The 15,766-nt window shown below is 69.4% G+C and carries 14 protein-coding genes, 1 tRNA gene and 1 pseudogene; 8 read left to right on the top strand and 8 right to left on the bottom strand.

The features are described 5' to 3' along the window. The first annotated feature begins 43 nt into the window (after positions 1-43). A complete protein-coding gene (locus ABZ532_RS11390) occupies positions 44-1,030 on the top strand; it encodes a YafY family protein (protein ID WP_361281668.1) in 987 nt (328 codons plus the stop codon). A 200-nt stretch (positions 1,031-1,230) separates the two neighbouring features. On the opposite strand, the gene ABZ532_RS11385 is transcribed toward ABZ532_RS11390, so the two are convergent. Then, positions 1,231-2,235: a sigma-70 family RNA polymerase sigma factor gene (locus tag ABZ532_RS11385; protein ID WP_361281210.1), complete on the bottom strand. Its 1,005-nt coding sequence runs from the start codon at positions 2,233-2,235 to the stop codon at positions 1,231-1,233. A 418-nt stretch (positions 2,236-2,653) separates the two neighbouring features. Between ABZ532_RS11385 and ABZ532_RS11380 the strand changes: the two genes are divergently transcribed. Next, positions 2,654-3,160: a MarR family transcriptional regulator gene (locus ABZ532_RS11380; protein WP_361281208.1), complete on the top strand. Its 507-nt coding sequence runs from the start codon at positions 2,654-2,656 to the stop codon at positions 3,158-3,160. Between the two features lie 226 nt (positions 3,161-3,386). Here the strand turns inward: ABZ532_RS11380 and ABZ532_RS11375 are convergent, their stop codons facing one another. Continuing rightward, positions 3,387-4,916: an MFS transporter gene (locus ABZ532_RS11375; RefSeq protein ID WP_361281205.1), complete on the bottom strand. Its 1,530-nt coding sequence runs from the start codon at positions 4,914-4,916 to the stop codon at positions 3,387-3,389. Between the two features lie 138 nt (positions 4,917-5,054). Continuing rightward, complete coding sequence (locus ABZ532_RS11370; RefSeq protein ID WP_361281203.1) at positions 5,055-5,699, bottom strand: helix-turn-helix domain-containing protein; 645 nt, start codon at positions 5,697-5,699, stop codon at positions 5,055-5,057. Positions 5,700-6,022: 323 nt separating this feature from the next. Here ABZ532_RS11370 and ABZ532_RS11365 point away from each other — a divergent pair, with 323 nt between their 5' ends. Further along, positions 6,023-7,294, top strand: a complete 1,272-nt coding sequence (locus ABZ532_RS11365) for a M6 family metalloprotease domain-containing protein (protein WP_361281201.1) — start codon at positions 6,023-6,025, stop codon at positions 7,292-7,294. Here the strand turns inward: ABZ532_RS11365 and ABZ532_RS11360 are convergent. Then, on the bottom strand, positions 7,283-8,965 hold the full coding sequence (locus ABZ532_RS11360; RefSeq protein WP_361281199.1) for a class I adenylate-forming enzyme family protein: 1,683 nt from the start codon (positions 8,963-8,965) through the stop codon (positions 7,283-7,285). The two genes, ABZ532_RS11365 and ABZ532_RS11360, sit on opposite strands and share 12 nt — an antisense overlap. Positions 8,966-9,062: 97 nt before the next feature. Continuing rightward, positions 9,063-9,536: a redoxin domain-containing protein gene (locus tag ABZ532_RS11355; protein ID WP_361281197.1), complete on the bottom strand. Its 474-nt coding sequence runs from the start codon at positions 9,534-9,536 to the stop codon at positions 9,063-9,065. Positions 9,537-10,009: 473 nt separating this feature from the next. Between ABZ532_RS11355 and ABZ532_RS11350 the strand changes: the two genes are divergently transcribed. Next, a tRNA-Arg gene (locus ABZ532_RS11350) sits at positions 10,010-10,082 on the top strand. 215 nt (positions 10,083-10,297) lie between these two features. Beyond that, positions 10,298-10,786, top strand: coding sequence for a hypothetical protein (locus tag ABZ532_RS11345; protein ID WP_361281195.1), 489 nt, complete (start codon positions 10,298-10,300; stop codon positions 10,784-10,786). Here the strand turns inward: ABZ532_RS11345 and ABZ532_RS11340 are convergent. From ABZ532_RS11340 to ABZ532_RS11330, 3 genes are read right to left on the bottom strand one after another with little or no spacing between them, the layout of a single operon-like run. Beyond that, a complete protein-coding gene (locus tag ABZ532_RS11340) occupies positions 10,677-11,942 on the bottom strand; it encodes a multidrug effflux MFS transporter (protein WP_361281193.1) in 1,266 nt (421 codons plus the stop codon). The two genes, ABZ532_RS11345 and ABZ532_RS11340, sit on opposite strands and share 110 nt — an antisense overlap. A gap of 3 nt (positions 11,943-11,945) precedes the next feature. Further along, positions 11,946-12,590 carry an NAD(P)H-binding protein gene (locus ABZ532_RS11335; protein WP_244416035.1) on the bottom strand — a complete coding sequence of 215 codons (645 nt, stop codon included), beginning with the start codon at positions 12,588-12,590 and terminating at the stop codon, positions 11,946-11,948. 23 nt (positions 12,591-12,613) lie between these two features. Further along, complete coding sequence (locus tag ABZ532_RS11330) at positions 12,614-13,366, bottom strand: MBL fold metallo-hydrolase (protein WP_361281190.1); 753 nt, start codon at positions 13,364-13,366, stop codon at positions 12,614-12,616. A gap of 81 nt (positions 13,367-13,447) precedes the next feature. Here ABZ532_RS11330 and ABZ532_RS11325 point away from each other — a divergent pair, with 81 nt between their 5' ends. The 3 genes and pseudogenes from ABZ532_RS11325 to ABZ532_RS11315 form a co-directional block, all read left to right on the top strand. Beyond that, positions 13,448-14,077: a winged helix-turn-helix transcriptional regulator gene (locus ABZ532_RS11325; protein WP_361281188.1), complete on the top strand. Its 630-nt coding sequence runs from the start codon at positions 13,448-13,450 to the stop codon at positions 14,075-14,077. 135 nt (positions 14,078-14,212) lie between these two features. Beyond that, complete coding sequence (locus ABZ532_RS11320) at positions 14,213-14,602, top strand: hypothetical protein (RefSeq protein WP_361281186.1); 390 nt, start codon at positions 14,213-14,215, stop codon at positions 14,600-14,602. Positions 14,603-14,753: 151 nt separating this feature from the next. Continuing rightward, positions 14,754-14,901 (top strand): annotated as a pseudogene (locus ABZ532_RS11315) (transposase); the annotation flags it as partial. Between the last annotated feature and the right edge of the window lie 865 nt (positions 14,902-15,766).

The following is a 15,766-nucleotide window of genomic DNA, read 5'->3' as shown; positions in this document are numbered from 1 at the left end:
TATAGGTCAGGTGATGTCCTAGAAGACTGGCAATGTGGCGCATATGACAGGCACCCCGGCACGACTGCTGAATCTGCTGTCCCTCCTCCAGACGCCGCGCGAATGGCCGGGCAGTGAGCTCGCCGACCGTCTCCAGGTGAGCCCGCGCACCATCCGGCGGGACATCGACCGGCTGCGCGACCTCGGCTATCCGGTCGAGTCGTCCAAGGGGGCCGCTGGGGGATACCGGCTGGTCGCGGGGGCGGCCATGCCTCCGCTGCTGCTGGACGACGAGGAGGCGGTCGCCATCGCGGTGGGATTGCGTGCCGGTGCCGGTCATGCCATCGAGGGCGTCGACGAGGCATCCGTACGAGCTCTGGCGAAGCTGGAGCAGGTACTCCCGTCCCGCCTGCGCCACCGGGTCTCGACACTCCAGAACGCGATGATCCCGCTCACCCGCGGGGACGGCGCCACCGTCGACCCGCACACGCTCACCGCCATCGCCTCGACGGTCACCGGCCGGGAGCGACTGCGCTTCGGCTACCGCGCCGCGGACGGTACGGAGACGAGGCGGCTGGTGGAGCCGTACCGGCTGGTCTCGACGGGGCGGCGCTGGTACCTGGTCGCGTACGACACCGGACGCGAGGACTGGCGGACCTTCCGGGTCGACCGGGTCACCGAGCCCTTCGCGACGGGCGCCCGCTTCACACCGCGCACGGTGCCCGCGGGCTGGGACGCCAAGACGTTCGTGGCGCATTCGATGTTCCGCAATCAGCCCGAGCACGCGCTGGACGTGAGCTTCGACGCCTCGGCGGAGTATGTCGCGGCCCAGCTCCCCGACTACCTCGGCACACCCGAGGCGACGGGGCCGGAGAGCTGCCGCCTCCGCACCCGCGCGCAGGACTCGCTGGAGTGGCTGGCGCTACGACTCGCCCTGATGGACTGCGAGTTCACCGTGCACGGTCCGGCGGAGCTGTCCGGCTACCTCACCAGACTCGGCGCACGGCTGACCCGCGCCGCGGAGCGCGGTCCGCGAGGGCCGGAGGCGTAGGAGCAGGACGCAAGACGTGGCAGGTCCCAGAAGGACACAGAAAGACCGGGAAGACCGGGAAGACCGGGAAGACCGGGAAGACCGGGAAGACCGGGAAGACCGGGAAGACTCAGCAGGCTCGGCAAGAAACAGAAGGACCCCGGCACCGGGGGGAGGGTGCCGGGGTCCGCTCATGGGGTGCGCCGCGTCGCAGCGATGCGCTACGCCGCCGCGTCGAAACCGGTGTCCCGGGCCATCCGCTTCAGCTCCAGCAGCGCGTGCTTCTCGATCTGGCGTATGCGCTCGCGCGTCAGACCGTGCTCCTTGCCCACCTCGGTCAGCGTGCGCTCGCGGCCGTCCTCGATGCCGTAGCGCATGCGGATGATCGAGGCCGTGCGGTGGTCGAGCCGGGCGATCAGATCCTCGAGCTCCTCGCTGCGCAGCAGCGTCAGCACGGACTGCTCCGGCGAGATGGCCGAGGTGTCCTCGAGCAGATCACCGAACTGGGTGTCGCCCTCGTCGTCCACCGACATGTTCAGCGAGACCGGATCACGCGCCCAGTCGAGCACGTCCGTGACCCGCTCCGGCGTCGAACCCAGCTCCTCCGCCACCTCGGCCGGCTCCGGATCGCGCCCGTGCTCGCGGTTGAACTCGCGCTGCACACGGCGGATCCGGCCCAGCTCCTCCACCAGGTGGACGGGCAGCCGGATCGTGCGGGACTGGTCGGCTATGGAACGGGTGATGGCCTGGCGGATCCACCACGTGGCGTACGTGGAGAACTTGAAGCCCTTGGCGTAGTCGAACTTCTCGACCGCGCGCACCAGACCCGCGTTGCCCTCCTGGATCAGGTCCAGCAGCGGCAGCCCACTGCGCGGATAGCGCCGCGCCACGGCTACCACCAGGCGCAGGTTCGACCTGATGAAGACGTCCTTGGCGCGCTCTCCCTCGTCGACGAGCGCTTCCAGCTCATCGCGTGCGGCACCGCCCGCGTCACTCTCGGCCTCACCGTCGAGGATCTGCCTGGCGTACACACCCGCCTCGATGGTCTGGGAGAGCTCGACCTCCCTGGCGGCGTCGAGCAGCGGCGTGCGCGCGATCTCGTCGAGATACATGCCGACCAGGTCGCGGTCGGCGATCTCCCCGCCCACGGCGCGAACGCTGCGTGCCCCATCAGCCCTGGCGCCACTGCTGGCGGACTGACGACGGGCGACGGCACGGGTTGCCATGCGTGCTCCCTTACTGAGTCGGTACTGAGTAGGTCGCGACACCCATTTGAGTCTTTCGGGTGCCCTGCATCCGACGGAAACAACGACTGGAAACCGGACAGAATTCCCAGGCGTCTCAGGAATTTTTGTGATCTTGCAGTATCCTGCGCCGCCCAGCGGCGGAGCGGATGCCACAACAGCACACGGACGCGCAGGTCAGAGCAGGTACGACGACCGGCCTCCCAGCCCTCACCGGGCCCTGTGGCCACTCCACGCGCAAAGACGGCGATCACCTTCGACGGCTCCGCCTTCACGCCTGAGCAGCACCGCCCCTGGCTGCACCCCCACCCCCAATGACGTCCCCGACCGCTCCCGGGTTGCGCGAAGGCCGGCGCCCGATCTCGTTCAACGTTCAAAGACAGGCTCGTAGAGTGGATACATGACCACGGCATCCAACGCGGGCGACCCCCGCTGGCTCAGCCTCGATGAGCAGCGGGTATGGCGTTCCTACCTGCACGCCACACGCCTCCTCGAGGACAGTCTGGACCGCCAGCTCCAGCGGGACGCGAGCATGCCGCACATCTATTACGGTCTGCTCGTCCAGCTCTCCGAGGCACCACGCCACCGGATGCGGATGACCGAGCTCGCCAAGGACGCCAAGATCACCAGGTCCCGGCTCTCGCATGCGATCGCGCGCATGGAGGGGAACGGCTGGGTGCGCCGCGAGGACTGCGCGTCGGACCGGCGGGGCCAGCACGCCTGTCTCACCGACGAGGGGTACGAGGTCCTGAAGAAGGCGGCGCCCGGCCATGTGGCCGCCGTACGGCAGGCGATCTTCGACCGGCTCACCCCGGACCAGGTGCGCCAACTCGGTGAGATCACGCGCATCATGACCGACGGCCTCCAGCCCGACGGCACCGGTGCCGACCTGCCCTGGCTGCGCTGACGAAAGGGACCGCCGAAGTCGGCGACGCCCCGACCGCGCCGACGAGAACTGGCGACGCGCCTGCTGACGGAAACGGACGGAAGCCGGCGACACCCTTGCTGAGCGCCTCAACTGGGCCGGCGAAAGCTGGGCCGGCAAGAGCCGGGCCGGTGAAAGCCGACCCGACCGGCCGGACCAGCCGCCGGTCGGGTCGGACACCGCTCAGCACCCGCCGTGTCGTACCGCCTCAGTGCGCGACGACCGGGATCTTCACCTCGTCCTCGACACCGCCGCCGGCAGCGACGTCCACCTGCGTCGCGGCATCCGGCCGCCCCGCGTTGATGAACGTGAGGGCGACGGCAGAGGCGCCGGCCAGGATCCCGACGGCCCACCAGATGGCGCTGGAGTAGCCGTGAACCATGCCCTGGAGCAGGAGCAGCTTCTGGGCCCCCGGGGTCGTCGCGCCCACCGCGTGCGAGGTGATGTACGAGGTGGTCGCGGATGCGGCGATGGTGTTCAGCAGGGCCGTCCCGATCGCCCCGCCGACCTGCTGCGAGGTGTTCACCATCGCGGAGGCGACACCCGCGTCACGCGCCTCGACGCCGATCGTCGACAGCGACATGGCGGGCATGAACGCCGTACCCATACCGAGTCCGAGCAGCAGCTGCGCGGGCAGGATCAGCGTCGTGTACGAGGAGTCGATCTCCAGCTGGGTCAGCAGCAGCATGCCCGTCGCCGCGACCAGGAAGCCAGGACCCATGAGGAGCCGCGCAGGCACCCGGGTCATCAGCCGGGCACCGATCTGCGTGGAGCCCGTGATCATGCCCGCGATCATCGGGAGGAAGGCGAAGCCCGTCTTGACCGGGGAGTACCCCTTCACGACCTGGAGGTAGTACGTGAGGAAGAGGAACAGGCCGAACATCGCGATGACGGCGAGACCGAGCGAGAGGTAGACGCCGCCGCGGTTGCGGTCCATCAGCACGCGCAGCGGCATCAGCGGCGAGCGCACCCGCGACTCGGTGAACACGAACGCCGCGAGCAGCACCGCCGAGGCGACGAACAGGCCGATCGTGATCGAGTCGGACCAGCCGTCCGACTCGGCGCGGGTGAAGGCGTAGACGAGTGCCACCAGCCCGAGGGTCGACAGCACGACGCCGGGGATGTCCAGCGGCGAGCGGTTGCGGCCACCGGCCGGCTCGCGGATCACGAAGTACGCGCCCGCGGCGGCGACGATCGCGAAGGGGATGTTGACGTAGAACGTCCAGCGCCAGTCGAGGTACTCGGTGAGGAAGCCGCCGAGGATCAGCCCGACCGCGCCACCGCCACCGGCGATCGCCCCGTAGATCCCGAAGGCCTTGGCCCGCTCCTTGGCGTCGGTGAACATCACCGCGAGCAGCGAGAGCGCGGCGGGCGCGAGCAGCGCGCCGAAGGCGCCCTGGAGAGCGCGCGAACCGAGCAGCATCGCCTGGCCCGTGGCGGCGCCACCGATGGCGGACGCCGCGGCGAAGCCGAGCAGCCCGACGACGAAGGTGCGCTTACGGCCCCACAGGTCGGCGATACGCCCGCCGAAGAGCAGGAGTCCGCCGAAGGCGAGGGCATAGGCCGTGATGACCCACTGCCGGTTGCCGTCGGATATTCCGAGGGCGGTCTGGGCCGACGGCAGTGCGATGTTCACGATGGTCGCGTCGAGCACGACCATCAGCTGGGCGAGGGCTATGAAGACCAGCGCTTTCCAGCGACTGGGGTCGGGAAGCTGGGTCTCGGTCGTTTTTGACATGCGTGGAGCCACCTAGGGGTGCGTGAGCGTACAAAAGTCGAAAGTCGGACGAGTCGGTCGGAGGGCAGGCGGGGGGCCGGAAGGAAGGTCGAGGAGGAAGGCGGGAGGGAGCCGGGGAGGGAATTCAGCAGCCGCGACTCACGGCGCCGTCCTCAGGTCCTCCAACGTCGCCGGTGAACCCGGCAGTTCGGAGCGCGCGGGCGCTTCGAGCCCGTCCAGCAGCAGCTGGAGATGACGGTGGACGAAGCGGTCCATGTCCAGGCACCCCGTCCCCGGCAGCGGCCGGGTGAGCTGGGAGAGCGCCACCATCAGATCCCCGACGGCGACGTCCGGCCGCAGCCTGCCCGCCGCCTGGGCCCGCTCGACGAGTCCCTCTACGGACGCTTCGAGCCGGTGGCCTTCGGCGAGCAGTTCGGGGTGGTCCTTGTCGAACGCGCCGGAGAGGACCGGGCACAGCGCCCCGATCCGTTCGTCGGCCGCCGCGTGGGCGAAGCGCACCAGCGCGGCGAAGGGGTCCGCCTCGGCTGCGGCCGCCTCCTCCACCCGGGCGGTGGTGCGCCGCATGACACTGAGCACGACCTCGTGGACCAGGGCGCCCCGGTCGGGGAAGTTCCGGTAGAGCGTGGCGTTGCCCACGCCGGCGCGCCGGGCGACCTCGTCGAGCGGCACGTCCGGCCCCAGCTCGACGAACATCTCGCGGGCCGCCGTCACGATCCGCTCCCGGTTGCGCAGGGCGTCGGCCCTGGGCCGGGTGGCGCGACCCGCTGTCGTGGCGGTACTCATGGCCCCTCCCCTCCCTCTCTGGTCGTCACTTCGTCGTTCCGTCACCGCAATCGGGGACTGACTCCCCGTTTCGCGAGGACACCGATGCAAACGGGGAGTCAGTCCCCGGCTATTTCGCGCAGGCGGGGATTCTTCCTGTGATTCAGATCACGTGTTCGAACATCGCTCCCCGAGACCCTCTACCGCGCCCCGCACCTCCCCTTGCTGAGCGTGTCCCACGATCGGCCCACCCGGCGCGCGCCCACCCCGCACCCGACCCAGGCTGATCGAACGGAGCGCAGTCGAGGACCGGCCGGCTGCCGCGGACCCCGGAAGGCGATCGCATGCAGCATCCCCGCCGCCGGATACGCAGGTCCAGCACCCTCGGCGCCCTCGCGGCGCTGACCCTCGGAGCCCTGGCCACGGCGAGTTCGCACCTTCCCGGCTCCCACCGCACATCCGCCGGCAGCCCGGTGACGACGGCCGAGGAAGCGGCGCTGGGCCCCTGTCGCATCAGCGCCACCATGGGTGTGCAGATGTCGGAGGGCATGCCGACGCCCTCGGGATACGTTCGCTCGACGGGCGAGGTTCGCGCCCTCAACATCATGGTCGACTTCCCGGACGCGGAGGGGCAGGGCTCGGCGCTGGACCGGTTCGCGGAGTTCTTCCCCGCGACCCAGAAGTGGTTCGCGACCAGCTCGTACGGCCGCCTCAGCTATCGCGCGGAAACCCCGCTGCCGAGCTGGCTGCGGATGCCCATGCCGTTCGCCGCGTACGGGATAGACCGCGGTTCACCGTACGAACCGGGCTACAGGCAGCTGGTGGAGGACATCATCACCATGGCCGACCCGCACGTGGACTTCAGCGCATACGACCTGGTCAACGTACTGGTCACCCCGAATGCCGGGCCTTCGGCGCTGGACACCGTGCTGTCCGTGACCTTCTCCGGGAACCATGAGGCGCCGTACGCGGACGGGGTGCCGCTGTCCAACACCTCGTTCGTCTACAGCCGCCAGGACGACGGCTCCGGGTCCTACGACGCGAACGGCTTCCGGGTGCTCCCCCACGAGAACGGCCATGTCTTCGGCCTGCCAGACCTCTACACCTCGGAGGGCGGCGGCGCGGTCGGCCACTGGGACATCATGTCCGAGGACTGGGGTGCCAACAACGACCTGCTGGGCTGGCACAAGTGGAAACTGGGCTGGCTCGACAACAACCAGGTGAGTTGCGCGTCCGCGAGCGGGATCAAGGACTACGCGCTCACGCCGCTCGCCACCACCGGGGGCCGCAAGCTCGTCTTCGTACCGCTCGGCGCCGAAGCCGGGTACGCGGTCGAGGTCCGCACCCGGGACGGCAACGACGAGGCGGTCTGCGAGCCGGGGGTCCTCATCTACCGCGTGGAGTCGGACGTGGACACGGGACAGGGACCGGTGCAGGTCGCGGACAGCGACCAGGACAGCGGCGGCTGCACCAGACGTCCCAACGTGCACGCGGAGCTGTCGGACGCGCCTTACCGCCCGGGCGAGTCGTTCGAGGACAGCCGGAACGGGATCCGCATCACGGTCATGTCCGAGAACGCGAAGGGCCTCTACAGGGTGCGGGTCTCACGCCCCTGATGCGGGCATCATCTGAGCCCGCAGCTCCCGCTTGAGGATCTTCCCGGTGGCGTTACGGGGCAGCGGCTCATCCCGTACGACGATATGCACCGGTACCTTGAACGCGGCAAGGCACCCGCCCACATGCGCGCGCAGCTCGTCCGCGGTGACCGCCGCCCCGTCCCGCAGCCGCACCACCGCGGCCACCTCTTCGCCGAGTACGGGGTGCGGCACACCGAGCACGGCCGCGTCGGCGACACCCGGGTGATCGTGCAGTACGGCCTCGACCTCGACGCAGTACACGTTCTCCCCGCCACGGATGATCATGTCCTTGATGCGGTCCACGATCGTGATCAGACCGCCGTCCCGCACCGTCGCGAGGTCACCCGTCCTGAACCAGCCGTCCTCGGTGAACGCGGCGGCCGTGGCCTCGGCATCCCGCCAGTACCCGCGCACCAGGGACTGCCCGCGCAGCCACAGCTCGCCGACCTCGCCTTCCGTCAGCGCCTGCCCGTCCGGCCCGGCGATCCGCACTTCCGTGGCGGGGGTGGCCCGCCCGACGCTTCCGGGGTGCTCGCGGTACTCGGCGCCGAAGTTCGCCGTCACCCCGCCACAGGTCTCGGTGAGCCCGTAGCCGTTGCGCGGCTCGATGCCCTGCCCGTAGCGGGCCATGAGCCGCGCGACGATGCCGGGCGGAGCGGCGGCGCCACCCGTGTTGAGGTGCGTGAGGCTCTCCAGTGCCGCGCCCCGCCGCTCGGCGGCGTCGAGCAACTGGAGCGCGGTGGTGGGCACGCCGGAGTAGTGGGTGACGCGGTGCCTCTCGATCAGGGCCAGCGCCTGGTCCGCGTCCCACTTCCGCATGAGCACGACCGTCCCACCGACGGACATCAGCGAGTACAGAGTGGTGAAGGCCGCCGCATGGAAGAACGGGAAGGTCATGAGGTTCACGGGCGTGGGCCCCTGCCCGGGGACCATGCCCTTCGCGAGCGCGGACAGGGCGGCGGTGTAGCGGGGGTTCATCACGGCCCCGGCTTGCGCGAGCTGCGTGGCCACGGCCCCCTTGGGACGGCCCGTGGTGCCGGACGTGTAGCTGATCGTGGCATCGTCCTCGGGCCGTATCTCCACGGCCGGGGGCGCGGGCGCCGCGGCGGGGTCGGGCGGCGCGGGCAGGTCCTCGTACCGCTCGACACCCTCGCCGAGGTCCGCCGCGGCCCCCTCGTGGTGGAACACGACGATCCGGGCCCGGCCCCGCGCCCACTTCCCGACACGCGGCAGCCGCTCCCCGTCGACCAGCAGCACCTCGGGGGTGCAGTCGTCGAGGGCATACGTGAACTCGTCCTCGGTCCACCAGGCGTTCAGCGGCACCGCCACCAGCCCCGCGAGCTGCGTCGCCCAGAAGGCGACCTGCCACTCGGGGTGGTTGCGCATCGCGACCGCGACCCGGTCGCCGGGCCGCAGCCCGTAGCCGTCGACTAGGCGGTTGGCCAGGGTGGACGCGGCGGCGAAGAACTCCCCGTACGTATACGTACGGCTCTCGGCGACCAGGAACGGCCGCTCACCGAACGCCCAGGTGGTCTCCACGAACTCACGCAGGGTGCGCGGCCCCGAAGCGTAGGCACCGTCGACGACGGCGAAGGGCGCACCGGGCGCGGTGAGAAAACCGAAGTCGGCTCCGGAATCGGAGTGCGCCACGCCCGCTCCCTCAGTCGTGTCGTCCAAGCGCTCGCTTGGCCCGGCGCTCGACCCTAGGCTCCGCTCCGTCCCCGGTCAAGGTCCATGCATTGCCCACCTATCTGGCGGGCTGTCCGGCCTCCACGAGGTCACGCAGCCGCTCCAGGACGAGCGCGGCGTGCCGCTCGGGTTCGGGCACCGGATGAACCAGCGACCGCACCCGCCCCTCGCGGTCCAGGACGACCCCGGCCCGGGCGAACAGCCGTCGCTCCCCCACCCGCACCTCCGGCACACCCAGCGCCCGCCCGAACGCCAGATCCTCGTCACCCACCAGGGGGTAGCCGAGCTCCCTGGTCGCGGCGAACTCCGCCAGATGCCCGGGCGCATGCGCACTCACCCCGAGCACCCTGGCCCCCGCGCGGGCAAAGGCAGCGGCCTCGTCCCGAACGGAACACAGCCCCGTGGTGCACCCCGCGAGCTCCGGAAGCACCTCTCCGATCCCCGGTTCGGTGATGAAGAACAGCACCGTCCACGGGTGCTCGGCCGAGGGAACGCTGACAGGTCCCTCGGTGGTCTCAACGGTGCGTCGCACAAAAGCCCCCCTCATTCATGCCCGGCTCTCGGGCGGCCACCAGCATCGGTCAGCTGCCCCCTTGATCCAAAATCTCGTACGAGGCCTCCGCCGGACCCTCAGCCTCGGCATCGCCCCCACCCCCACCGACCGCCGCGTCGCGCCAACCTCCCCGCCACGGCCGGGACCTGATGCCGGAAGAGATCACCAACCCCCCGAGGCGCCTCCGCGACCGGCCACCTCACGCACACCGCCCCTGACCGCCACCCGTTGCCGACGAGACGAAGCGAACGGGCCCACCCCGGCAAACGACGACCGTCCACACCTCTCGACGGCAAACATGCTGGTAGAAGCCTCCGCGCCGGCTGGCCAAGGAAACCCGGGCCTCCTAGTGGATGGTCATCCGCTACCCTGTTCCCTGGTCAGCCGTTGGCGGGGTTCTTCTCGGGCAGCAGTGCTGACCAGTGGGCTCGGCCTCCTGGCTGAAGATCCACGCCTCCGTAGCTCAGGGGATAGAGCACCGCTCTCCTAAAGCGGGTGTCGCAGGTTCGAATCCTGCCGGGGGCACAGGTCTGACCAGCGCGTTTACCTCTGAGAGGTAGGCGCGCTGTTCGTCGTAGCCGTGGCATTAGCCGTCAGTAGGTTCCAAGTCATGGCGAACACCGAGGTCGAGCCCCCAGCGAGGCCGCATCCGGCGCAACGGATCCGGCTATCAGGCGAGCGTCTACGTCGGACGCGATCCGCTCACGAAGAAGAAGATCTACGTCTACGAGCAGGTCGCGATGCTCCCCGAAGCGGAGAAGGCCCGCACAAAACTCCTCCACCAGGTCGACGAGCAGCGCCACCCCAAGCGCGCGGTCACCATGGCGTTCCTCCTCGACCGCTGGCATGGCGTCGCCGAGCTCGATGAGGACACCTCGTACGAGCGGGCCGAGGGCATCATCCGCAACTACCTCAAGCCGACCTTCGGTGACATGAAGGCTGGCAAGGTCACCGCCGAGATGCTCGAGCTCTTCTACTCCCGGCTGCGGAAGTGCCGAAAGCAGTGCGAGGGCCGCCGCAATGGGAAGACCGACCCGAAGACCAAGCAGAGGCACACGTGCGTGATGTCCGACCAGCGCAGGGCGCACATCTCGCCGTGGCGTGAGCCGGTCACCATATTCACTGGATGCCGGCTCGTCTGCGATCGATGTGCCGGCGCGGTCGCCGGTGCCCGGCAGGTCCTTGGCGAGCCGGCCTGCGAGTGCGCTCACCGGGCATCGACCGGGTGAGGACGCCGAGTGTGAGCAGAGCGAGCGCCGGCAGCACGGCGACGATGATTCCCATCGGCAAGGCGTCGGTGGCGCCACCCGCGCCGGCCAGCGGAGCAAGTGCCCCGCCGATCATGAACTGGCTGAAGCCGAGCAGAGCGGCGGCCGACCCGGCGTGTCCGCCGTGGTCGGCCAGCGCCTGGGCCGCGGCGTTCGGCATGACGAGGCCCACGCTGGCGACCAGGACGAACAGGCCGAGCAGGAGCGCGGGCAGGGGTGCCCGTGTCAGCACCGCGGCCAGAACCGTGGTGCCACCGGCTGTCGCGCCCAGCAGACCGGCGAGCAGCAGCACGCGGGCGCCGGCCCGGGCCACCAGCCGGCCGCTGATCTGGGCGGCCGCAATGAGTCCGGCGGCGTTGACGGCGAACACGGCGCTGTACTGCTGCGGTGACAGGCCGTGGATTTCCTGCAGGACGAACGGCGAGCCGGAGATGTAGGCGAACATCGCCGCGAAGACCAGGCCGTTGGCCAGGACGTACCCGGTGAAGACCCGGTCGCTGAGCAGCTGCCCGACGACAGCCAGCAGCGGCTGGCGTGACGCGGAGGACCGGGTCTCCGGCAGTCCTGCGGCGGAGGCCGCCAGCATCACGGCGCCGAGTACGGCCAGGGCCACGAAGATTCCAGGCCAGGCCGTGACGCGCAGTAGCTGGCCGCCGAGGACCGGCGCGAACACCGGTGCCAGGCCGGTGATCAAGGTCAGTGCGGAGAAGAGACGTGCGGTACGGGTTCCGGAGCTGCGGTCACGGACCATGGCGTTGGCGATGACGATGCCGAACGCCCCGCCGATGCCCTGGACCAGGCGTAGGCCGACGAAGGTCCGGACGTCGGGCGCCACCGCGCAGAGCGCGCTGGCGATCGTGTAGAGGGCGAGGCCCGCCAGCAACGGACGCCGCCGGCCGTAGGTGTCGCTCAGCGGCCCGGCGATCAGCTGCCCGATGGCCAGCCCGGCCAGGCAGGCGGTGATGGTGAGCTGGGTGGCCGCGGCGCTGGCGCGCAGGTCGCCGGCGAGGTCCGGCAGTCCGGGCAGGTAGCCGTCGATGGACAGTGGTCCCAGGGCCACGAGCGCTGCGAGCAGGACGATGAATCGGGTCTGCCGGCCGGCTGCGTCGTTGCTCATGGCTCAGTACGCCACGGTGATGCGGCGGCGGATCGCGGTGCCGCTCTCGATCGTGTCGGCCAAGGCGATCGCGTAGTCGGCGTACGAGATGCGGCTGTTGCCGTCGTCGTCGGTGAGCAGGGTGTCCCCGGCGCTGCGGTAGGCCCCGGTCCGCTCGCCCGCTCCGATGACTGCGGCGGGCGACACGTACGTCCAGTCGAGGTCGTGCACGCCGCGGTAGAGGTCGAGCGCTTCGGACTGGGCCTCGGCGTTGGCCTTCCACAGCGCGGGGAAGTCCGGGTCGTCCATGACCCGGGCGCCGGTCGGCGTGCGTAGGCTACCGGCACCGCCGATGGTGACCAGGCGGGTGACGCCGGCTCGGCGGAGTCCGTCGATCAGCGCACGGGCGGCACCGACGATCGTGGCGCGGTCGCTTTCCTGGCCGATCCGGGGGCCGACGGCCGAGAGCACGGCGTCGTGGGAGGCGGCGAGGCCGGCGACCGCCGCGGGGTCGGTGACGTCACCGGTGGTCACGGTCAGGGCCTTGTGCTTGAGTCCGTCGATGTGGCCGGCTCGGGTGACCGCGGTGACGGTGTGGCCGCGACGCAGTAGTTCCTCGGTGGTGGGCCGGCCGATGTTGCCGCTGGCACCGAACAGGACGATCTTCATGTGTTGCTCCTTGTTTCTGATGGTCAGAGGACGGGCTGGCCGTCGGCGATGATGGCCGCGGTGATGCCGCGCTCGTCGGCGGCGTGCTGGAAGCGCTGCTCGATGTCGGGTTGTTCGGTGTAGAACGGCGGGTTGTGGAACAGGCCGTAGTGCATGGCGCAGACGGTGCCGGCGCCGAGTGCGACGGCGGCCTCGACGCCCTGCTCAGGGGTCATGGTCGCCGGGACGTTGGCCGCGTAGCCCTCGAAGTGGGCGATGACACCGTTGACCGGGACGAACGCGACGTCGAACGGGCCGTGGTCGCGGGCGATCTGCCACCAGCTGCCGTGCCACTGGGTGTCGCCGCAGTGGATGACCCGCCGGCCGGCGCCTTCGACGACCCAGGCGACCTGGTCACAGTCGTTGCCGCGCCAGTCCAGCGAGGTCACCGGGGTGACGGACAGCTCTCCGATACGCCGTGACTGACCCAGGTCCTGGGCAACGGGGGTGATGCCCGCCTCGCGCAGCCCGGCCGCGCTGGGGGTGTGGCAGCCGATCGTGCCGGTGGCCGCGATCCGGGCGATCAGGTCATGGTCGTAGTGGTCGGGGTGCAGGTGGGTGATAAGGGCGTGGGTGCCGGGCGGGGGATCGACCGGGTCGACCGGCCAGTGCGGCGGCCCCATCACCGGCGCCAGCGGAGCGACGTTCTCGAGCGGATCGATCAGCAGGCGGGTGTCGCCAAGACGGATCTCGACGCCGGCCCAGGCCAGCCGACGCACGGAAAGGGTGGGGGTCATGGGCAGCGACGCTAGACCGACGTTGTTGATAAAGTCAACAAGAGAGTTTTGAATCTCAACACCACGATGTAGGATGGTGGCATGCGCACCTACGGGCAGTACTGCGGCATCGCGAAAGCACTGGACACCATCGGCGACCGGTGGTCCCTACTGATCGTCCGCGAACTGCTCGCCCTGGGTCCTTGCCGGCACACCGACCTGCGCAACGGGCTGCCCGGGATCGCCAGCAACCTGCTGGTCGACCGGCTCCGCGAACTCGAGGAAGCCGGCCTGATCCACCGCGAGGCCGCCCCGCCGCCGGTGGCCACCACCCTGTTCTCCCTCACCGAGCGTGGCCGCGCGCTCGAGCCGGTGCTGCAGGAACTGAGCCGGTGGGGCGTGCCGCTGTTGCGTGAGCCGGGCGGCAACGACACCTTCCGCACCCACTGGCTGGACATGCCCGCCCGGGCACTGACCGACCACCGTCCCGACCAGCCGGCAATCGCCCTGCAACTGCACGCCGACGGCAACGAAGACCTGGTCATCGAAGTCAAGGACGGCTCGGTGCACACACACGCCGGCCGGGTCGACCACCCCACCGCGTCACTGACCGGACCGCCGCACCTGCTGACCGCCACCCTGCTCGGCGACCTCGATCTGAGCGCCGCAGTACAGCAAGGCCTGCGGCTCAGCGGCGAACGCGAGGCAGTAATGCGCATCCTGCCCCGCTGATTGTCCCGTCTCATTGGATCTAGTGCCGCATCAAGCAACGTTCGCCTCGTGCGACGTCGACTGGTAGTCGGCCATATGTCCGCAGTCGGGCGTGCGAAAGGGCCTGTGGCGGCCAGCACCACGTAGGGTGCTCAAGTGTTCAATCGGCTTGAGGTCAGTGTGTTGCCACCGGGCGCCCGATGGGGTGCCCAGTTGCAGTTCCGGATCGACGGCGAGGAAGTGGTGGCAGAGGCGGTCGGAGAGGGAGGCCACGGCCCGTTTGCGGAGGAGGCGCTGCCTGCCGACGGCTACGGTCCCCTCTGGGCGACCAGCGAGGGTCGACGTGTGGTGCTGGGCGAGCCTGAGTGCACAGGCGGATGCTGTGGCTACCTGTCCGTGTGGGTGCAGCGCCATGGTGGGGTCGTGGAGTGGTCCGACTGGCAGGTGCCTATTGGCGAGGTGCGGCCCCCAGCGTTCCATTTCGAGGCCGATCAGTACGACGCCGAGCTAACCCGAGCACTGACAGACCGGCAGTGGCAGGTTTGAGTAGTGATTGACGCGCACCGGTCCTGTCCTGGGAGCGCGTGTCCGTCAAGCCGTGCCAGTGGCTGACAAGTACGCGTTCGTGACAACGATGACGATGCGGGCCGGCGCTTGCTGCGGATCGTTCGTAGCTGAACCGCATCGAGGCCCAGTCACCGCCCTGCGCTACTCCGCGCTGGACGGCACCGACCACGCCAGCCACAAGGAGCAGGGGAGCATCATCCGCCGACATCATCTGTCGGAACAAATACGTTGCCGATGAACGGCTCCGCGAGGTCGTGAACAGGGCGAACATTCCCTGATGTGGCACTAGCTCTCGGTCAGCTCTCTGAGCAGGCATGACGCATTGTGCGGTGAGACGGACCGGGGCCGGTGTCTCAGTTCATCGTGCCCGCCGGGTTCGGACTTGAGGCTGTGTCTCAGTTCGTCGTGTCCGCGAAGGTTATTTCGTGAGCTGTGTTGCTGTTCGTGCCATCTCTGCAGTGATGGCCCATCGCTCGTGGTCCTTCCACTCGCCGTTGATGTATTGGAAGGCAGTTGAGTAGCCCTCGCGTAGCTCTCGAACGCTTCCACTGTGTTCCCACGGGCGCCCAGCCAGCGGCGAAGCATCTTGGCGCTCTCCTGGGCCAGCGCTGTAAGCTCGTCGTAGTCTTGGCGGCGGACACGGCGTATGACCACTCGCGGCCCTTGCAGGAGTTAACTGGTGATTGCCATCCAGGGATCTTAGGCGGCCTGTTCGTGCACGCCGTACGGGCAACAGCTCGACAAGGGCGACAGAGACCCGGGCTTCTACGGGATCGCCCACAAGGTCACGGAAGCTCTCGACTGGCTGATCCGTCACCAACCTGACTACGGGCGCCATCCGAGAAAATTGGAAGAGATTACAGATCCTGGGCAACGCGCCATCGTGTACGCCCTGTTGGCAGTGAACAACGCAGCGCTCAGCGCAGGCGAGGACGCGGCCAAGATCTCGTCCACATTATGGGAGATGGAAGACGTCTTCCGCTGCTATTGATCCGAAACGGTAGGTGTTCTGGGTCGTTGATCTCTGCGTGAGTGAACTGGTGTGGGATGCACGGCAGTTGTCGCCGTCGGCGCAGGAGGCCCTTCGGCTGCGGGCGGTGGCCGCGTTGGTGGCGGGCCGGACTCGCGGGGATGTCGCGGCGG

It is taken from the genome of Streptomyces sp. NPDC019396 (assembly GCF_040632375.1).
Taxonomy (GTDB): Bacteria; Actinomycetota; Actinomycetes; order Streptomycetales; family Streptomycetaceae; genus Streptomyces.
Note: the sequence above shows the minus strand (reverse complement) of the source record. Positions and strands in the feature narration are given on the sequence as shown.

Coding starts and splice junctions, on each gene's coding strand:
- ABZ532_RS11390 (WP_361281668.1), top strand. CDS start 44: ATGACAGGCACCCCGGCACGACTGCTGAATCTGCTGTCCCTCCTCCAG.
- ABZ532_RS11385 (WP_361281210.1), bottom strand. CDS start 2,235: ATGGCAACCCGTGCCGTCGCCCGTCGTCAGTCCGCCAGCAGTGGCGCC.
- ABZ532_RS11380 (WP_361281208.1), top strand. CDS start 2,654: ATGACCACGGCATCCAACGCGGGCGACCCCCGCTGGCTCAGCCTCGAT.
- ABZ532_RS11375 (WP_361281205.1), bottom strand. CDS start 4,916: ATGTCAAAAACGACCGAGACCCAGCTTCCCGACCCCAGTCGCTGGAAA.
- ABZ532_RS11370 (WP_361281203.1), bottom strand. CDS start 5,699: ATGAGTACCGCCACGACAGCGGGTCGCGCCACCCGGCCCAGGGCCGAC.
- ABZ532_RS11365 (WP_361281201.1), top strand. CDS start 6,023: ATGCAGCATCCCCGCCGCCGGATACGCAGGTCCAGCACCCTCGGCGCC.
- ABZ532_RS11345 (WP_361281195.1), top strand. CDS start 10,298: ATGCTCCCCGAAGCGGAGAAGGCCCGCACAAAACTCCTCCACCAGGTC.
- ABZ532_RS11340 (WP_361281193.1), bottom strand. CDS start 11,942: ATGAGCAACGACGCAGCCGGCCGGCAGACCCGATTCATCGTCCTGCTC.
- ABZ532_RS11335 (WP_244416035.1), bottom strand. CDS start 12,590: ATGAAGATCGTCCTGTTCGGTGCCAGCGGCAACATCGGCCGGCCCACC.
- ABZ532_RS11330 (WP_361281190.1), bottom strand. CDS start 13,366: ATGACCCCCACCCTTTCCGTGCGTCGGCTGGCCTGGGCCGGCGTCGAG.
- ABZ532_RS11325 (WP_361281188.1), top strand. CDS start 13,448: ATGCGCACCTACGGGCAGTACTGCGGCATCGCGAAAGCACTGGACACC.